Genomic DNA, 16,199 nt, shown 5'->3' on the forward strand with positions numbered 1-16,199 from the left:
GGTAATCAAGCCCTGTTAGAATAGCGCCGTTTTCACATCCAACTTAAGTTCGAGGACTATCCCGTGAGTGGTAATACTTCTTCTCTAAGCTACAAAGACGCTGGTGTTGATATCGACGCAGGTAATGCACTAGTAGACCGTATTAAAGGTGCTGTTAAACGCACTCGTCGCCCTGAAGTAATGGGCGGTATTGGTGGCTTTGGCGCCCTATGTGAACTTCCAACGAAATACAAAGAGCCGGTACTTGTTTCAGGTACTGATGGTGTTGGTACTAAACTTCGCCTTGCTTTGGATCTGAAAAAACACGACACCATTGGTATCGACCTAGTGGCAATGTGTGTGAACGACCTAATCGTTCAAGGTGGTGAGCCGCTATTCTTCCTAGACTACTACGCAACAGGTAAGCTAGATGTAGATACAGCAGCAGACGTTGTTTCTGGTATCGCTGAAGGTTGTGTTCAAGCTGGTTGTGCACTAATCGGTGGTGAAACGGCTGAAATGCCAGGCATGTACGAAGGCGACGACTACGACGTAGCTGGTTTCTGTGTTGGTGTTGTAGAAAAAGCGGACATCATTGACGGCACTAAAGTAGCAGCAGGCGACGCACTTATCGCTGTTGGTTCAAGTGGTCCACACTCAAACGGTTACTCTTTAATTCGTAAAGTTCTAGAAGTTTCTGGTGCTGATAAGAGTGAAGAACTAGAAGGTCGCACTATCGGTGAGCACCTACTAGAACCTACTAAGATTTACATCAAATCGGCACTTAAGATGATTGCTGAGCATGACATTCATGCTATCTCGCACATCACAGGTGGTGGTTTCTGGGAAAATATCCCACGCGTACTTCCTGAAGGCACTAAAGCAGTCATTGATGGCAAGAGCTGGGAATGGCCTGCTATCTTCAACTGGCTACAAGAGAAAGGTAACGTGGAAACATTTGAAATGTACCGCACTTTCAACTGTGGTGTAGGCCTAGTTGTTGCTCTACCTAAAGATCAAGCAGACGCTGCTGTTGAACTACTGAAAGCTGAAGGCGAAAACGCTTGGGTTATCGGTGAGATCGCAAACGCTGAAGCTGGCGAAGAGCAAGTTGAAATTAAATAAGTGATACGCTCACTTACTTAGTTAATCAATGAGGACCTAATGGTCCTCATTTTGCTATTTAGCCCGCAGAAACCTTAGTTTATGTAGGTACATTGTAAACAATTCAGTTAATCAATCGTATGACCCACTCTATGAAAAACAATCACTCAAATAAAACCAGTCACTCTCAGAAAAACATCGTTGTGTTAGTTTCAGGAAGCGGAAGTAACTTACAGGCTATTTTAGATGCCTGCGATAGCGATATGATTGATGCATCGGTTAAAGCTGTCTTCTCAAACAAAGCAGAGGCTTTTGGATTAGAACGAGCGAAAACCGCAGGTGTTGACGCTCATTCAGTGAATCCAAAAGACTTTGGTTCACGTGAAGAGTTTGACCATGAATTGATGGTTCAGATCGATGCTTACCAGCCAGATTTAATCGTACTCGCTGGCTACATGCGAATCCTGAGTTCAGAGTTTGTTCGTCACTATGCAGGGAAAATGGTCAACATCCACCCTTCTCTGTTGCCGAAATACCCAGGCCTACACACCCACCAGCGTGCCATTGATGCGCAAGACAAAGAACACGGTACTAGCGTCCACTTTGTTACCGAGGAGCTCGATGGCGGCCCTGTGATCTTGCAAGCTAAGGTGCCGGTATTTGAAGATGATGATGCTGATATGTTGGCAAGCCGAGTGCTGACTCAAGAACACTGCATTTACCCTATGGTCTGCAAGTGGTTCGCGGAAGACCGTTTATCAATGGTCAATGGACAGGCTGTGTTAGACGGTAAAGCATTAGGTAAACACGGTTACGCAGAAGAGTAATTCGTCAAACGACTCTCAGACAACAAATTGCTGAAAAACAAAAAGGCCGCTTACTGACTGGTTAGTGCAGTAAGCGGCCTTCGTTTGTTCGGGTTCAAGCAATACGATCTACAGCATTAGCTTAATGGCTCTGTCGGTGCTTGGCTCGCTACCTTTTTCGGCGCATAAGCAACATCTTCTAACGCTTGATGGTTGTTGCCAATCAGCTCACCAAAATGAAACAGTGCGTATTCGCCCGGCTTCATTCTAAACCACTGTTCATTGTCCGTAAGAGGTTGAGTTGCTACCACCGTCACCACATCATTTGGCGTAGTCTCTTCTTGGAAGTTTATCTCAACATCTTCATCAATCAGGCTCGCATTACCAAAAGGTGCGCGTCTGGTTATCCAGTACAAATGGTTAGTACAGTAAGTCATCACATATTCACCATCACTCAATAACATGTTAAATACGCCTTTCTCGCGTAGCTTGTCACAACACTCAGCCACGAAACGAAACATGCCTTCCATGTCTTGAGGTGGTTCAGGAAAACGTTCTTCTAGTTGTTTCAGTAGCCAACAAAAAGAGAGCTCACTGTCCGTTTCGCCGACAGGTCTAAAACGCCCACTCACCAGATCATCGTAATCTGATAATTGACCATTGTGAGCAAAGGTCCAATATCGCCCCCAAAGCTCACGGGTAAAAGGGTGTGTATTTTCTAGATTAACGCCACCACGGTTGGCTTGACGGATATGACTGACAACAGCTTGGCTTTTAATTGGGTAGTTTTGAACCAACTCAGCGATCTTAGATTCACAGCTCGGATTCGGATCTTTGAAGGTACGAAAACCCTTTCCCTCATAAAAGGTAATACCCCAGCCATCACGATGCGGGCCAGTGTTGCCTCCACGCTGCATAAGACCAGTAAAGCTAAAACAAATATCAGTTGGCACATTCGCGCTCATACCGAGCAATTCACACATGGTTTAATCTACTCCCTATTAAAACCAATGGAGCCAAAAAGCTGGGCTCCAAATGTCTGTAAAACTATTATTCCATCTCTTTTTCGACAAGCTGAATCACAATGTGGATGATCTTAATGTGAATCTCTTGGATGCGATCTGCGTAGCCAAAGTGTGGTACTCGGATTTCGATATCCGCACAACCCGCCATTTTACCGCCATCTTTACCCGTCAATGCAATCGTCTTCATGCCTTTCGCTTGAGCCGCTTCAATCGCTTTTAGAATATTGGCAGAGTTACCTGAAGTCGACAGACCGAACAACACATCACCTTTACGACCTACCGCTTCTACATAACGAGAAAATACGTGGTCGTAGCCAAAATCATTACTCACACAAGATAAGTGGCTAGGGTCTGAAATCGCAATGCCAGCGTAACCTGGACGGTTTTCACGGTATCGGCCTGTAAGCTCTTCCGCGAAGTGCATTGCATCACAGTGTGAACCACCGTTGCCACAAGAAAGCACTTTGCCCTCTTGCTTGAATGAGTCAGCAATCAGTTTTGCCGCCGCTTCAATTTGAGCGATGTTATGGTCATCACTCAGGAACTTATTCAGAACGTCAGCAGCTTCGTTTAATTCACTTTTGATTAGGTCTTGGTACATAAGACTTATCTCTTATTTTTTTTGACGCAGCTTAAAGTGCGTGAAATGAGAACTGAGGGTTTTCCCCTCTTTATAGCTGAGTTTACCCACAAACATGAAATAGTGTCGACACTTAAGCCCAAAGATTGCCACCTTAATTAACTTGTCGTTGTAAATCCGTCCAAATATTCGCCACCAACCTCTCACAATTAGAACTTTAACTCTATTGAGATCACTTTTTACTCACCTTGGAGTTTTACAAATATTTAATATTTTGTTTACACTTGACTGGTTAGACCTCTTACCTAAAACTTAATAACAATAAGTGATCTCTGAAAAGGAAATCGATCATGAACATATTGCTCTCCCTACTCGGCATGACCGCCATCTTAGGCGTCTGTCTTTACCATAGAGTTAGTCTGGTACGTGCATTAGTTGTATTAACCGGCGCAATGGTAGCATTAACACTGCTTGGCGGCGTGGCTGTTACCGGCTGGCTTTGCTATCTATTAGCCGTTGCGATCTTTGCTGTACCGACCATTCGTCAGACACTGATCAGCCAAAAAGCACTCTCTTTATTTAAGAAAGTTCTACCGGCGATGTCTCAGACAGAAAAAGAAGCACTAGAAGCCGGCACAGTATGGTGGGAAGCAGAGCTGTTCAAAGGCAAACCTGAATGGAAGAAACTTCAGAACATTGCTGACCCGAAACTCTCTGAAGCTGAGCAAGCGTTTTTAGATGGTCCAGTAAATATCGTGTGTGAAATGGTCAATGATTACCAAGTCACTCATGAGCTTGCTGATTTGCCACCAGAAGTATGGCAATACCTGAAAGACCATAAATTCTTCGCCATGATCATCAAGAAAAAATACGGCGGCTTAGAGTTCTCAGCTTACGCTCAATCTTTGGTTCTACAGAAGCTAACAGGCGTTTCTAGTGTATTGTCATCGACGGTTGGCGTACCTAACTCATTAGGCCCTGGTGAGCTTTTACAACACTACGGTACAGAAGAACAAAGAAACCACTACCTGCCTCGCCTAGCGGAAGGTAAAGAGATCCCTTGTTTCGCACTAACTAGCCCAGAAGCTGGCTCAGACGCTGGCTCTATTCCAGATTACGGTGTGGTTTGTAAAGGCGACTGGCAAGGCGAAGAAGTACTCGGCATGCGCCTAACTTGGAACAAGCGTTACATCACTCTCGCGCCTGTCGCGACGGTATTAGGCTTAGCTTTTAAACTTCGTGACCCGGATGGCCTGCTTGGTGACCAAAAAGATCTTGGTATCACTTGTGCGCTTATCCCAACGGATTTAAAAGGCGTAGAGATTGGCAACCGCCACTTCCCACTAAACGTACCTTTCCAAAATGGCCCGACGCAAGGCGACGATATCTTCGTGCCTATCGATTTCATCATTGGTGGCCAGAAAATGGCCGGTCAAGGCTGGCGTATGCTGGTTGAGTGTCTGTCGGTTGGTCGTGGTATCACACTACCTTCAAACTCAACCGGTGGCATTAAGTCTGCCGCGCTTGCAACTGGCGCTTACGCTCGTATCCGCCGTCAGTTCAAACAGCCTATTGGCCGCATGGAAGGGGTTGAAGAGCCACTTGCACGCCTTGCAGGTAACGCTTATGTAATGGACGCTGCAAGTAACCTAACCGTTGCGGGCATCGACCTTGGTGAAAAGCCTTCGGTTATCTCTGCAATCGTTAAGTACCACTGTACTCACCGTGGCCAGCGCAGCATCATTGATGCGATGGATATCGTCGGTGGTAAAGGCATTTGTTTAGGCCCATCGAACTTCCTAGCTCGTGGCTACCAAGGCTCGCCTATCGCGATTACGGTTGAAGGCGCAAACATCCTGACTCGTTCAATGATCATCTATGGTCAAGGTGCGATTCGCTGTCACCCTTACGTACTGAACGAAATGGAAGCGGCTTATTCTGAAAGCAGCGATGCGCTTGATAAGTTTGATTCAGCGTTAGCAGGGCACGTTAGCTTTACGATGAGCAACCTAGTCCGCAGCTTGTGGTTTGGTTTAACCGATGGTCGTGGTTCTGATGCGCCAACACCTTCAAATAAAACAGATAAACAGACACAGCGTTACTACCAACAGCTAAACCGCTACAGTGCAAACCTAGCGCTACTGTCTGATATTTCAATGGCAGTTCTAGGCGGATCACTGAAGCGTAGAGAACGTTTATCAGCAAGACTGGGTGATATCTTAAGTCAACTTTACCTCGGTTCAGCAACGTTGAAGCGCTTTGAAAGTGAAGGCAGCCACGCTGAAGATCTACCGTTAGTACATTGGGGGATGCAAGATAGCTTACGTCAGACTGAAGTGGCGATTGATGAATTCTTAGCGAACTTCCCTAACCCTGTGATTGGTCGTCTGCTTCGTGTTGTGCTAATGCCATTTGGTCGTATCCGTCGTGCCCCAAACGACAAGCTCGATAGCAAAGTTGCGCACATTCTACAAACACCAAGCGAAACACGCTCTCGTATAGGTCGCGGCCAATACCTAGAAGCGACGGAATACAACCCAGTAGGTAAGATTGAAAAAGCGCTAGAAGTGATTCTTCAAGCTGAACCTCTGTTCGACAAAGTCTGCAAAGAGACACATCAAAAACGTGCCTTCTTACGACTTGATCTTGTTGCTCAGTTGGGACTTGAGAAAGGTATCTTAACGCAAGACGAAGCAAATCTTCTGATTAGCGCTGAGGAACATAGACTGTACACGATTAACGTGGATGACTTCTCACCAGAGGAGCTTGCAGCAAAGTCTCAGTACCCAGACCAATCGATTGATAACGTCGCTTAAGGCCAGAAAAAGAAACAAAAACGGGACTCCTATGAGTCCCGTTTTTTTGTTCATGATTTCGTTGCCACAAATTCCAATGCTTTATCTAGCGGCTTATTCTCTCTAGACAATCTAATCATCTAAGCGAGTTACTTGGGCGCCTTGAGCTGCATCTCAGGTAACGCTTTTTTCTTCGCCTTAACCTTACGAACCACAAACCAAATCAATAAGCCCAATAGAATCGCAACCACATTACCCACCGCAATAATGATCATACTGCGCTGTCTGTCATCTTCACGTTTTTGAAGGATCATCAACTCTGTTGCGATACGCTTCTGTTCAGCAAGCGCTTCTTCTTGAAGACGTCGTGACTCTGCTAAGTCGATATCTTCAACAACGCTGTACGACTGCTCGGTAATTGGAAAGATCAGCGGGCGCTGACTTGAAGCATCAGTGGCGTAAACCATTCCTGACCAATTATAAATCCCCAAATCGCCATTGTAAGGCACCTCAAGAGCGACTTTCATTGCGTCAACTTCAGCTTGCCCCTGCTTGTACATCACATATTCATCAGGAGCCTTGTGCTCAACATGAACCGCTAACGAGCTCGGTGCGATCATCCCCTGTTCACCAGACACCACAATAGTATGAGGTAAACCCTCTTTTCGTGATTGAATGAAGGTGCTAGTGATCGGTGTTGGGTAAACCAAGACTTCTTGCTCTTGCGCTCGCAGAAACACGCCATTACCAGAGGTAATACGCGCTCGGTATTTACCGGGCTCGATATCAATTGGCAAAGAGACCGTGAACACACCATCTCCAGCCTTTTCATCAAGATCAGCGCCATCATCGGCAAACTCGCCCATCACAACCGGCACCGGGCGCGCTTCTCTCACCAAAGACTCTTCGTTTTCAACAAACTTAGTAAAGGTGACCTTAAGCTTCACGCGATCGAGAAAATCGCGCAGCACCAGCGGCTTGCCATCAGAGGTCAGTCGAGCGGTAAATTTGATGCGTTCTGTTTGATACAACTTATCTGGGAACTCATTAGCATCCAAAACAAGATGAGACAGCAGCTTGATATTGTTCTTAGGGGAAACTTTACCTATCGCTTGCCAAGGGCCGGGCATCGGATTGTCGATAGAGATAATGTCCATGGACGATTCTTCGTACCAACGGACATTATCAGCATTGCGCCAAGAGTAGTATTTCTTGCCATCAGGGCGAACCAAAACAACAGGTTTAGAGCTATCGGCTCGATAAATCACAAAGGTGACTTGTTCAATACTGGGATCAACTCGAAAACGGTTGTCCAATAAACTCATTACGGATTCTGTTGCTGCATGTAAGCCAAAGCTTAACAGCAATAAGCAACCGGTAGCCAATACCCTTAACATACTTTCTCCCTACTGACGCCAGAGGCAGCTTCCACTTTTCTCGACGAGATCTAAACGACTTTGATGCGCTTCTACTTCATCGGCCGTAGCTCGTAAAACCTTTAGGGATTTTCGACCACTTTCTACTCTTCGTATGCTTTCGGCTTCGCCTTCCTGTTGACCAGCGTTAAATTGCAGCGAAGTTTGACCACCCGTCATCAATAAGTAGACGTCAGCTAGGATCTCCGCATCGAGCAATGCGCCGTGGAGAGTACGGTGCGAGTTATCAATACCATAACGGTCACATAAGATATCTAGGTTGTTTCTTTTACCCGGGAATATCTTCTTCGCCATTGCCAAGGTATCGGTGACTTTACAGTAGTCATCCGTTTTACCTATCGCAGGGTTGAGCTTCTCAAACTCATAGTCCATAAAGCCCGTATCGAAGGGCGCGTTATGAGCCACCAGTTCAGCACCTTTGATAAAGTCGAGAAACTCTTTATGTATGTCTTGGTATTCAGGCTTATCAATCAAGAACTCATCGGTAATACCGTGAACGCCAATCGCCTCTTCTTGAATCGCACGATCGGGCTTGATGTAGACGTGAAAATGACGCCCGGTCAGCCTACGGTTGATGATCTCTACTGCACCAATTTCAACGATGCGGTGGCCCATATAGTGAGGACCACCTTCTGTATTCATACCGGTGGTTTCGGTATCGAGTACAACAATACGCTTATTTTCGTTCGAACTGTTTTTTTCGTTCGTGCTTTGTTCTGGAGTGCTACTGGTATTCATAAGGATAACTGTGTCAGACTATGCCGATAATGTGCTTGAGGTAATAGTATCAAATCATGACGAAACAAGTTGAAATTTTCACTGATGGTTCTTGTTTAGGCAACCCTGGCCCCGGTGGCTATGGCATCGTACTTCGCTACAAGAAAGTCGAGAAGACGCTAGCAGAAGGCTTCACGCTAACAACCAATAACCGTATGGAAATGCTCGCCGCTGTCGTTGCCCTGCAAGCCCTCAAAGAGCCTTGCTCTGTGATTCTGACCACAGATAGCCAATACGTGCGTCAAGGTATCACACAGTGGATTCATAACTGGAAAAAGCGTGACTGGAAAACGGCCGACAAGAAACCGGTTAAAAATGCCGACCTGTGGCAAAGGCTCGATAAAGAAACCGCTCGCCATAGCGTTGATTGGCGCTGGGTAAAAGGGCACGCGGGACACAGAGAAAACGAAATGTGTGATGATTTAGCAAGAAACGCAGCGGAAAATCCGACTCAAGAAGATACGGGCTATCAGCCAAGCTAACCGCTTTTTAAATTAGACGCACATTTCAGAAAGCGATTTATAATTTCTTAAACTGACCAATCGATAAAAAGCCGACAACTAGTCGGCTTTTTCTGTTTTTAGCGGATATGACGCTTTGGTTGAATCCATTGTACGGCGCGTATTGGTTCTAAAACTTGCTCCAACAGGCGAGAAACGTCGCTTAAGGTGCCAATGTGGCTTGATGGGTTTTAGCGGGTAAGTGCGTTTACGAGCAACAATAAAGTATTGGCTTCCGGCGAAAGATGCGCAGCCACCTAAGCTGTTCTCCAACCACGTCCACATCGCTTGATACTTACTCATCGGAAACAGCGCGTAGGTGTCACAATGAATCACTTCATAATTAAGTACACCTAACCAGTCTTTAATTCGACTTGGCGTGTACATACGCCCACTCCAGGGTAAGCTGTTCTTTCGCCAAGGCATCAAACTGGCAAGCCCAGTGACACTGATTGGGTTGAAGCCAGTGATAATGATATAGCCATCGTCCATCATCACTCGATCGACTTCTCTCAATAAGCGATGCGGGTCATTGCTATAATCTAACTGATGACTCAGCACCACAACATCAAAGCTTTTCTCCAAAAAGGGTAAATTATAGCCATCCGCTATCACATTATGTAATGGGTTCTGGATATCTAGGTTTACTTGATGTTGAATGTTGCATGTGCAGCTAGAAATCTCACTACTGAGGCCACCGAGCTTGAGCATATGGTAACCAAATAGCTTTGGGCACCACTCATCGAGTCGAGTTTGAATAGATTCTCTCAACCAGTCCCCATTGTGCAATTGCGCCCAAGTGTAAGGACGTTCAAACTTCTTTCTGCTACGTGCTGGCTTCATCAATAATCTGTCTCACTTATTCTGTCGCACTAATAGTGACTGGAGAACCAATAATGTTACATATCAAAAGCATACCTGCATTTAACGACAATTACATCTGGCTGATTCAAAATAGCGATCGCCGTTGTGCTGTCGTCGACCCTGGTGATGCGGCTCCAGTATTAGAGTACTTGGCACACCATGAGCTAACTTTAGATGCAATCTTGATTACACACCACCACCACGATCACATTGGTGGTGTTCCAGAACTCGTTAGACAATTTCCCGGCGTGGATGTTGTCGGTCCAAGGAATGAACCTATCCCTACCTTAACTCATCCGGTCGATGATGGTGATCAATTAGAACTGTTTGGCGAAGTATTCCTCGTCCTAGGGCTCAGTGGCCATACTGCGGGTCATATTGGTTATGTGGGCGATGCCAAACTGTTTTGTGGTGATGTGTTGTTCTCTGCGGGCTGTGGCCGAATCATGGAAGGCACACCACAACAGATGTTCGATGCACTGAATAAGATCACGGCTCTGCCTCAAGAAACCGAAGTTTATTGTGCACATGAGTACACTGCAGCCAATATCGCTTTCGCATTAGCCGTAGAGCCTGATAACCAACATTTGCAGCAATATCGCGACCAAGTGAACCGACTTCGCGCTCAAAATAAGTCGACCATCCCCACAAATTTGAGACAAGAGAAGTTTGTGAACCCCTTCCTGCGCTATACCGAGCCAAGTGTAGTGAAATCAGTGTCTAATCGCACCGAGCAGACCGATCCTTTATCGGTATTCACCGCTTTACGTGCGTGGAAGAACGAATTTTAACAAATACAGACTTGTCACTCATAGGGGGTGGCAAGTATTATCATCGGCCGTTAATTAAAAAGGCTGTAACATGCGAGTTAAGTACAGCTGGGCTTTGGTATTACTACTTTCTGGTTGCCAATTAACTCAGTCAGAGAATCCAGACCAAGCTTCCGAGCAAACCAACACATCTCCTACTAAAGAAGTTTCTCAAGCGAACGTTTCATCAGAAGCAACAGCCAAAGAAGATCAAAAAGTTGAAGCACCTGTCGTTACTCCACAAACACAAGAAGATGTTTGGAAACGCATTGCGATGCAACTTGAAATGGAAGTGCCAGACCAAAAGAAGGTCGACTACTACCGAACTTGGTATCTCAAGCACCCGAGTCATCTAAAAACAGTATCAAAGCGTGCTGAACCTTTCTTGTATCTGATCACGACTAAGATTGAAGAAAAAGGCTTACCACTAGAATTGGCACTACTACCCGTTGTAGAAAGCTCTTTCGATGCGTTTGCCTACTCTCATGGCAGTGCTGCTGGTCTATGGCAATTCATTTCAGGCACTGGCAAAGACTACGGGCTTGAACAGAACTTTTGGTATGACGGCCGCCGCGATGTTGCCGCCTCTACCGACGCCGCATTGGACTTCCTCTCAGATCTTAACCGACGTTTCGATGGCGACTGGAATCATGCGATTGCTGCCTATAACAGTGGTGGTGGTCGAGTAAACAGCGCAATCCGCAAGAACAAGAAGCTTGGCAAGCCAATCGACTTTTTCTCTTTGGACTTACCAAAAGAGACCAGCAGCTATGTACCTAAACTGCTTGCTCTAGCAGATGTCATTGCCAACCAAGAAAAGTATGGCATCGATATTCCGGCGATCCCGAATAAGCCAGTGCTGACTCTGGTTAACCCTGAAGAACAGCTTGATTTAGCCATTGCTGCGAACTACGCAGGCATTCCTGTCAAAGAACTTCAAGGTTACAACCCGGCTTACAACCAATGGGCAACGGCACCAGAGAAACACCAACAACTATTACTTCCTTTAGATTCAGTTGAGAAATTCAACAAAGAAGTCGCTGCCAATAAAGGCAAAGGCATGAAGTTGGTGCGTTACAAGGTTCAATCTGGTGACAGCATTAGCGTACTGGCAAGCAAATATAACACCACCAGCAAAGTGATCCGCTCTGCAAACGGTTTGAGCAACAACAATATTCGTATTGGCCAGCACTTACTTATCCCAACATCCACCAAAGACGACAAGACATACGCCCTAAGCGCCTCAAACCGCCTAGCAAGCACACAGTCGAAGAGTCGTGGTCAATATAAGCTCAGCCATACTGTAAGAAGTGGTGACAGCCTATGGACGATTGCACGCGCAAATAAGGTCTCTCATCAATCACTGGCTAAGTGGAATGGCATGGGACCACGCGACACGCTTAGAGTTGGTCAAGAACTGGTCATTTGGAAGAACGGCTCAGACGGCGCCATCATCCGTACGATCTTTTATAACGTAAGATCAGGTGACACAGTCAGCGGTATTGCATCAAAGTTCAAAGTAAAAAGTACAGATGTTGTAAAATGGAACACTTTGCAGAACAAAAAATACCTACAGCCAGGACAAAAACTGAAGCTGTATGTTGATGTAACTAAGGTAAGTGTATGAACCCGTCAAGTAACCCACTCGTCATGCTGTTGGATATATTCCGTTCGCCAACAGCTTGTTTCTTAGCGCTTTATCAACGAAGTGCTTGGGGATGGCAACCCTACGTCGTATTAATGCTCAGCCCATTTTTGTTTTGGGGTGCTTATTTTTCGAATGTAGATTTTGCATGGTTAAGTGCAGAGCTCTCGCAGCAACTGGCTCAAACGAACCCTGACCAATTGGCGTTACTTGACAGCAATACCTTACTCGCAAGTGAAATCATCAGCGACGTATTTGGCCGAACATTAACCATCGTTCTATTGGCATTCTGGTTTAACCTAGCAACCAAGCCAAGCCAACATCAGCACAGCTTTTGGCGATGGTTTGCAGCGGCATCGGTTGTTATATTCCCAGCTGTTTTAGGTGATGTAGCAAGCTACGCAAGCCTGATACTCAAGCATGGACATGTGATGAACTACGCTGCCGACTTGAACAGCTTAAATGGCTTGATCAAGTTACCGCTAACTAATGATTGGTCACAGTTTGCTAGCTCATTACCACTGCTTCTGCCATGGTACATCGTGCTAGGTTATGCTGCGGTATTAACGTGGACTGAGTTTGAACGCGGGCAAGCGCTTGTGATTTCAGGCTTACCATGGGTTGGCTACTACCTAATCTGGGCGCTCTACATTTTAATCTTTTAAGTATAAGAGATAAGGCTAGCGAAGACTCTCTAGCCTATTGTTCCGTTAGATTTCCCAAGGTAACCACCGTGCGAATGGTTAAGTTCCAATGACTAATAGCTAATCACTATTTAGCCTTAAAGGTCACTCGCATAGGGTTATGATCAGAAGCGTCCGTAATGGGCGCTTTTGCTTTTTCTACCTCTAGCCCTCGATAGAACACATGGTCGAGCACCAGTCCTGTAATGAACTGAGTTCTGTTATCTGGCTCAAAGGCAACTTCCGTCAAACCAACCTTCTCCAACGCATCTTTCAATACAGCAACGCGAGCTTCACTCCAGCTATTAAAGTCCCCAGCAAAAATAACCGGCCCACGATACTTTTGCAGATTGTCAGTTAAGCTCTTGAGCTGAGCCTCGTAATCTTCCGTACCAAAGGTAAAGTTCACAGCGTGGATATTAATCACAGCCAGCTCTTCGCCATTGTTTAGTTGGTAACGCGACCAAAGCGCCGATTTAGGCAGTTGAAGCCAAGGTTCTTCATGAGTATAAGCACACGCTTCAATCGGTAAATGGGTTGCTAGGTTGAGTACCCCAGCACTTTGCTCAAAGGCCTCAAACGCATTAACACGTGTGCTTCCCCACTGTCCGCTCATTACCCATTGGCGAAGTCCTTCTGTCATACTAGCTTCTTGCAGCAAGACTAAATCGCTACCTGCCGACAGCTTATTTAACTCACTCTGCCAATTATTTCGGTTTTGCTTGTAGATATTCCACACCGTAATGTCTAAGCCATCAGACACATCAATCGCTTTCGGTGCAGAGTTTTGGTAGCAACTGTAGATGTCGTTACTGGTACTTTGAGAGGAAATGATCAGGTTGGGTTTATTCGGGATCACGAAGATAAAATGAAAACTAACGACAGCAAGCGTTATCAATAACGTGATAACAATGATGGTTTTCTTAAACATACAGCACCCTACCAGAGATGAAAAAGGAGCGATAAACGCTCCTTTTAGGGTAATAGTTTTTTTATACGGCGTCTTCGTCTTCTTCGCCAGTACGAATACGTACCACACGTTCAACTTCAGTAATGAAGATCTTACCGTCACCAATTTTACCTGTTTGAGCCGTCTCAATGATGGTATCAACACATTGGTCAGCCACTTCGTCGGTCACAACGATTTCTAGTTTCACTTTAGGTAAAAAGTCGACCATGTACTCTGCGCCGCGGTATAGCTCAGTATGACCTTTTTGACGTCCAAAGCCTTTAACTTCAGATACTGTCATACCCGTAATACCCACTTCTGCAAGTGCTTCACGTACATCATCAAGTTTGAATGGCTTGATAATGGCTTCAATCTTTTTCATGTTCATCCCTTAAACTGTGCGAATGGCTCATTATCGGTTAGCTATAGTAAACATTCAATGAAAAAAGCCAGAGCTTTAAAGCTCTGGCTCGAAATTTATCATCTTGTTTAATCAGCGCTTTGAGAAGGTTTTACTTAAGGCTTGCGTAGTAAGCGGCTAGATTCGCGATGTCTTCATCACTCAGCATTGAAGCTTGAGCCTGCATTACAGCGGCCAAACCGCCGGTGCGCTGGCCATTCTTATAGGCCTTAATTGATGAAGCGATGTATTGCTCGTTTTGACCTTTAAGGTTTGGATAGCCAGGGATCACTGCGATACCGTCTGCACCATGACATGCCGCACAGATTGCTGCTTTAGCTTGACCCGCAGCAACATCAGCCGCCAGAGCGTTACCACTCAATAGTCCAAATCCAAGAACTAATCCTAGTGTAATTTTCTTCATTGCATATTCCATTAATTATTTTTATTAAAGTGACGGTGAATTGTGACATAAACTTTTTCTACTTGCTCCAAAGCGCTTCACAATCTTGACCTTCGTAGTTTTTATCTACGAATAAGCCTAAAACAGCGATCACTCGATCGCCATCCATTAATATCGGCGTTCTGCGTCTTAACCAACTGGGTACTTGGTACTCTTGAAACAACTTCTTAAGCTTCCTGCTATGACCGCGCCCAACAGGGTGTGCTGACAATCCCTCAGGGTTAAATATCACTCGCAGTGTTCCTCTCGTTGTGTTGAGACTAAAATGTTGCGCATCACAGTGGTTAGATACACCATCACTCGCCGCTGAAGTTAAGTGTAGTTCCCCTAAACCGTCAGGCAAAACTAAGCTCTCTTCCATCGAGATATCACTTTGCCAGTTCGACAAGTCTTTGGTCTCTTTGACGACATAGAGCTGATGATTAAAACGTCTAACCTCAACCTCATTCAACACCAGCTTAGGGTTGGCGTCTGCCTGAGCACATGCCACCTCATCCCATATAAGTTTGAGCTGCTTTTGGCTCGGCATCGGTTGATTACAGCGGCTCAGCCACATTCTTAATAAGCGTGCACGCAGTAAATCAGAGTGCTGAGATAATACCTCAATACTTAAGCTGTGCTTCTCAGTCAAAGCTTGTTGTAAGTGAGATTCTAACAACTCATCCAACAGTAACTCTTGCTCTGCACATAGCTGAGCACTACGACTGACCGATTCTCGAAAACTAGGCCAACGCTCGGTCAGTGTCGGAGTGACTTGATGACGAATAAAATTACGGTCAAAGCGAACGTCTTGATTACTCTCATCTTCTACCCAAGTTAAAGCCATATCGCGCGCCGCCACTTCAATATCCGTTCTCGTCACCGACAGCAGTGGGCGAACGATATGAGCACCTGAAAATGGCATCACTTTCGCCATTGAAGAGAGCCCTTTCGGACCACTGCCACGCTTAAGAGCTAACAAGAAGGTCTCGACTTGGTCATCGATGTGCTGGCCTGTCACTAACACATCACCTTGTCTAATATGCTTTTTAAGGGCTTGGTATCGCGCGTCTCGAGCCAGCTTTTCAACGCTTTCTCCACGGCTAATATCTAGCGAGACTCGTTCAATGAACAAGGATACCGACAAAGCATCACACCATGTTTTGCACTGCTCTGCCCAATAATCAGCATTGTTGCTTAAGCCGTGGTGAACATGTACCGCACAGCAATCGATGTGATGGGACTTAGCGAATTGGGCAGCCAACTCCAACAACACTCGTGAATCGACACCACCACTGAAAGCGACGATCAACCGACAAGGCTTAAGCGCGCTTTGATCAAGTACAGATGTGAAGGTATCAATTAAGTGTGTCATGAGGCTAATAAACCAAGAGCTCGTGTGTTA

16 protein-coding genes are annotated in these 16,199 nt (G+C 45.7%); 7 read left to right on the forward strand and 9 right to left on the reverse strand.

Going from position 1 to position 16,199, the window contains the following annotated elements; all coding sequences use genetic code 11:
• The first annotated feature begins 63 nt into the window (after positions 1-63).
• Both purM and purN read left to right on the forward strand, forming a co-directional pair.
• Positions 64-1,104 carry a phosphoribosylformylglycinamidine cyclo-ligase gene (gene purM, locus AB6E52_RS04460; RefSeq protein ID WP_008222945.1) on the forward strand — a complete coding sequence of 347 codons (1,041 nt, stop codon included), beginning with the start codon at positions 64-66 and terminating at the stop codon, positions 1,102-1,104.
• 131 nt (positions 1,105-1,235) lie between these two features.
• Positions 1,236-1,910, forward strand: coding sequence for a phosphoribosylglycinamide formyltransferase (gene purN / locus AB6E52_RS04465; RefSeq protein WP_017060717.1), 675 nt, complete (start codon positions 1,236-1,238; stop codon positions 1,908-1,910).
• A 116-nt stretch (positions 1,911-2,026) separates the two neighbouring features.
• Here purN and AB6E52_RS04470 read toward each other — a convergent pair whose 3' ends face one another.
• Positions 2,027-2,872, reverse strand: coding sequence for a class II glutamine amidotransferase (locus AB6E52_RS04470; RefSeq protein WP_017063380.1), 846 nt, complete (start codon positions 2,870-2,872; stop codon positions 2,027-2,029).
• A gap of 67 nt (positions 2,873-2,939) precedes the next feature.
• Positions 2,940-3,515: a D-sedoheptulose 7-phosphate isomerase gene (gene lpcA, locus AB6E52_RS04475; protein ID WP_017063379.1), complete on the reverse strand. Its 576-nt coding sequence runs from the start codon at positions 3,513-3,515 to the stop codon at positions 2,940-2,942.
• Positions 3,516-3,844: 329 nt separating this feature from the next.
• Here lpcA and fadE point away from each other — a divergent pair, with 329 nt between their 5' ends.
• On the forward strand, positions 3,845-6,310 hold the full coding sequence (gene fadE / locus AB6E52_RS04480; RefSeq protein ID WP_029235127.1) for an acyl-CoA dehydrogenase FadE: 2,466 nt from the start codon (positions 3,845-3,847) through the stop codon (positions 6,308-6,310).
• 128 nt (positions 6,311-6,438) lie between these two features.
• On the opposite strand, the gene AB6E52_RS04485 is transcribed toward fadE, so the two are convergent.
• Complete coding sequence (locus AB6E52_RS04485; protein ID WP_102320148.1) at positions 6,439-7,686, reverse strand: TIGR03503 family protein; 1,248 nt, start codon at positions 7,684-7,686, stop codon at positions 6,439-6,441.
• 9 nt (positions 7,687-7,695) lie between these two features.
• A complete protein-coding gene (gene dnaQ / locus AB6E52_RS04490) occupies positions 7,696-8,463 on the reverse strand; it encodes a DNA polymerase III subunit epsilon (protein WP_017060722.1) in 768 nt (255 codons plus the stop codon).
• A gap of 56 nt (positions 8,464-8,519) precedes the next feature.
• Between dnaQ and rnhA the strand changes: the two genes are divergently transcribed.
• Entirely contained in the window at positions 8,520-8,984 is a 465-nt protein-coding gene (gene rnhA, locus AB6E52_RS04495; protein ID WP_017069372.1) for a ribonuclease HI, read from the forward strand.
• Positions 8,985-9,062: 78 nt separating this feature from the next.
• Here rnhA and AB6E52_RS04500 read toward each other — a convergent pair whose 3' ends face one another.
• Positions 9,063-9,845: a class I SAM-dependent methyltransferase gene (locus AB6E52_RS04500; RefSeq protein WP_048606645.1), complete on the reverse strand. Its 783-nt coding sequence runs from the start codon at positions 9,843-9,845 to the stop codon at positions 9,063-9,065.
• Positions 9,846-9,898: 53 nt separating this feature from the next.
• Here AB6E52_RS04500 and gloB point away from each other — a divergent pair, with 53 nt between their 5' ends.
• The 3 genes from gloB (at position 9,899) to AB6E52_RS04515 (ending at position 12,985) form a co-directional block, all read left to right on the forward strand.
• Entirely contained in the window at positions 9,899-10,657 is a 759-nt protein-coding gene (gene gloB, locus AB6E52_RS04505) for a hydroxyacylglutathione hydrolase (RefSeq protein ID WP_017060725.1), read from the forward strand.
• Between the two features lie 70 nt (positions 10,658-10,727).
• Positions 10,728-12,302 carry a LysM peptidoglycan-binding domain-containing protein gene (locus AB6E52_RS04510; RefSeq protein ID WP_017063374.1) on the forward strand — a complete coding sequence of 525 codons (1,575 nt, stop codon included), beginning with the start codon at positions 10,728-10,730 and terminating at the stop codon, positions 12,300-12,302.
• A complete protein-coding gene (locus AB6E52_RS04515; RefSeq protein WP_017060727.1) occupies positions 12,299-12,985 on the forward strand; it encodes a YIP1 family protein in 687 nt (228 codons plus the stop codon). Before AB6E52_RS04510 ends, AB6E52_RS04515 begins: the two co-directional genes overlap by 4 nt.
• Positions 12,986-13,091: 106 nt before the next feature.
• Here the strand turns inward: AB6E52_RS04515 and AB6E52_RS04520 are convergent, their stop codons facing one another.
• The 4 genes from AB6E52_RS04520 to tilS form a co-directional block, all read right to left on the reverse strand.
• Positions 13,092-13,934: an endonuclease/exonuclease/phosphatase family protein gene (locus AB6E52_RS04520; RefSeq protein ID WP_065583992.1), complete on the reverse strand. Its 843-nt coding sequence runs from the start codon at positions 13,932-13,934 to the stop codon at positions 13,092-13,094.
• A 61-nt stretch (positions 13,935-13,995) separates the two neighbouring features.
• Positions 13,996-14,334 (reverse strand): nitrogen regulatory protein P-II, encoded by a 339-nt coding sequence (gene glnB / locus AB6E52_RS04525; RefSeq protein ID WP_017063373.1) that lies wholly within the window; start codon positions 14,332-14,334, stop codon positions 13,996-13,998.
• Positions 14,335-14,464: 130 nt separating this feature from the next.
• Complete coding sequence (locus AB6E52_RS04530) at positions 14,465-14,788, reverse strand: cytochrome c (protein WP_170791809.1); 324 nt, start codon at positions 14,786-14,788, stop codon at positions 14,465-14,467.
• Between the two features lie 46 nt (positions 14,789-14,834).
• Positions 14,835-16,169 (reverse strand): tRNA lysidine(34) synthetase TilS, encoded by a 1,335-nt coding sequence (gene tilS, locus AB6E52_RS04535; protein WP_102320147.1) that lies wholly within the window; start codon positions 16,167-16,169, stop codon positions 14,835-14,837.
• Positions 16,170-16,199: the final 30 nt, after the last annotated feature.

Origin of the sequence: Vibrio sp. 10N.247.311.13, from assembly GCF_041467595.1 — a bacterium.
Taxonomy (GTDB): domain Bacteria; phylum Pseudomonadota; class Gammaproteobacteria; order Enterobacterales; family Vibrionaceae; genus Vibrio; species Vibrio crassostreae_C.

Coding starts and splice junctions, on each gene's coding strand:
- AB6E52_RS04470 (WP_017063380.1), bottom strand. CDS start 2,872: ATGTGTGAATTGCTCGGTATGAGCGCGAATGTGCCAACTGATATTTGT.
- AB6E52_RS04515 (WP_017060727.1), top strand. CDS start 12,299: ATGAACCCGTCAAGTAACCCACTCGTCATGCTGTTGGATATATTCCGT.
- gloB (WP_017060725.1), top strand. CDS start 9,899: ATGTTACATATCAAAAGCATACCTGCATTTAACGACAATTACATCTGG.
- AB6E52_RS04500 (WP_048606645.1), bottom strand. CDS start 9,845: ATGAAGCCAGCACGTAGCAGAAAGAAGTTTGAACGTCCTTACACTTGG.
- lpcA (WP_017063379.1), bottom strand. CDS start 3,515: ATGTACCAAGACCTAATCAAAAGTGAATTAAACGAAGCTGCTGACGTT.
- purN (WP_017060717.1), top strand. CDS start 1,236: ATGAAAAACAATCACTCAAATAAAACCAGTCACTCTCAGAAAAACATC.
- fadE (WP_029235127.1), top strand. CDS start 3,845: ATGAACATATTGCTCTCCCTACTCGGCATGACCGCCATCTTAGGCGTC.
- AB6E52_RS04485 (WP_102320148.1), bottom strand. CDS start 7,686: ATGTTAAGGGTATTGGCTACCGGTTGCTTATTGCTGTTAAGCTTTGGC.
- rnhA (WP_017069372.1), top strand. CDS start 8,520: ATGACGAAACAAGTTGAAATTTTCACTGATGGTTCTTGTTTAGGCAAC.
- AB6E52_RS04530 (WP_170791809.1), bottom strand. CDS start 14,788: ATGGAATATGCAATGAAGAAAATTACACTAGGATTAGTTCTTGGATTT.
- tilS (WP_102320147.1), bottom strand. CDS start 16,169: ATGACACACTTAATTGATACCTTCACATCTGTACTTGATCAAAGCGCG.
- AB6E52_RS04510 (WP_017063374.1), top strand. CDS start 10,728: ATGCGAGTTAAGTACAGCTGGGCTTTGGTATTACTACTTTCTGGTTGC.
- AB6E52_RS04520 (WP_065583992.1), bottom strand. CDS start 13,934: ATGTTTAAGAAAACCATCATTGTTATCACGTTATTGATAACGCTTGCT.
- dnaQ (WP_017060722.1), bottom strand. CDS start 8,463: ATGAATACCAGTAGCACTCCAGAACAAAGCACGAACGAAAAAAACAGT.
- glnB (WP_017063373.1), bottom strand. CDS start 14,334: ATGAAAAAGATTGAAGCCATTATCAAGCCATTCAAACTTGATGATGTA.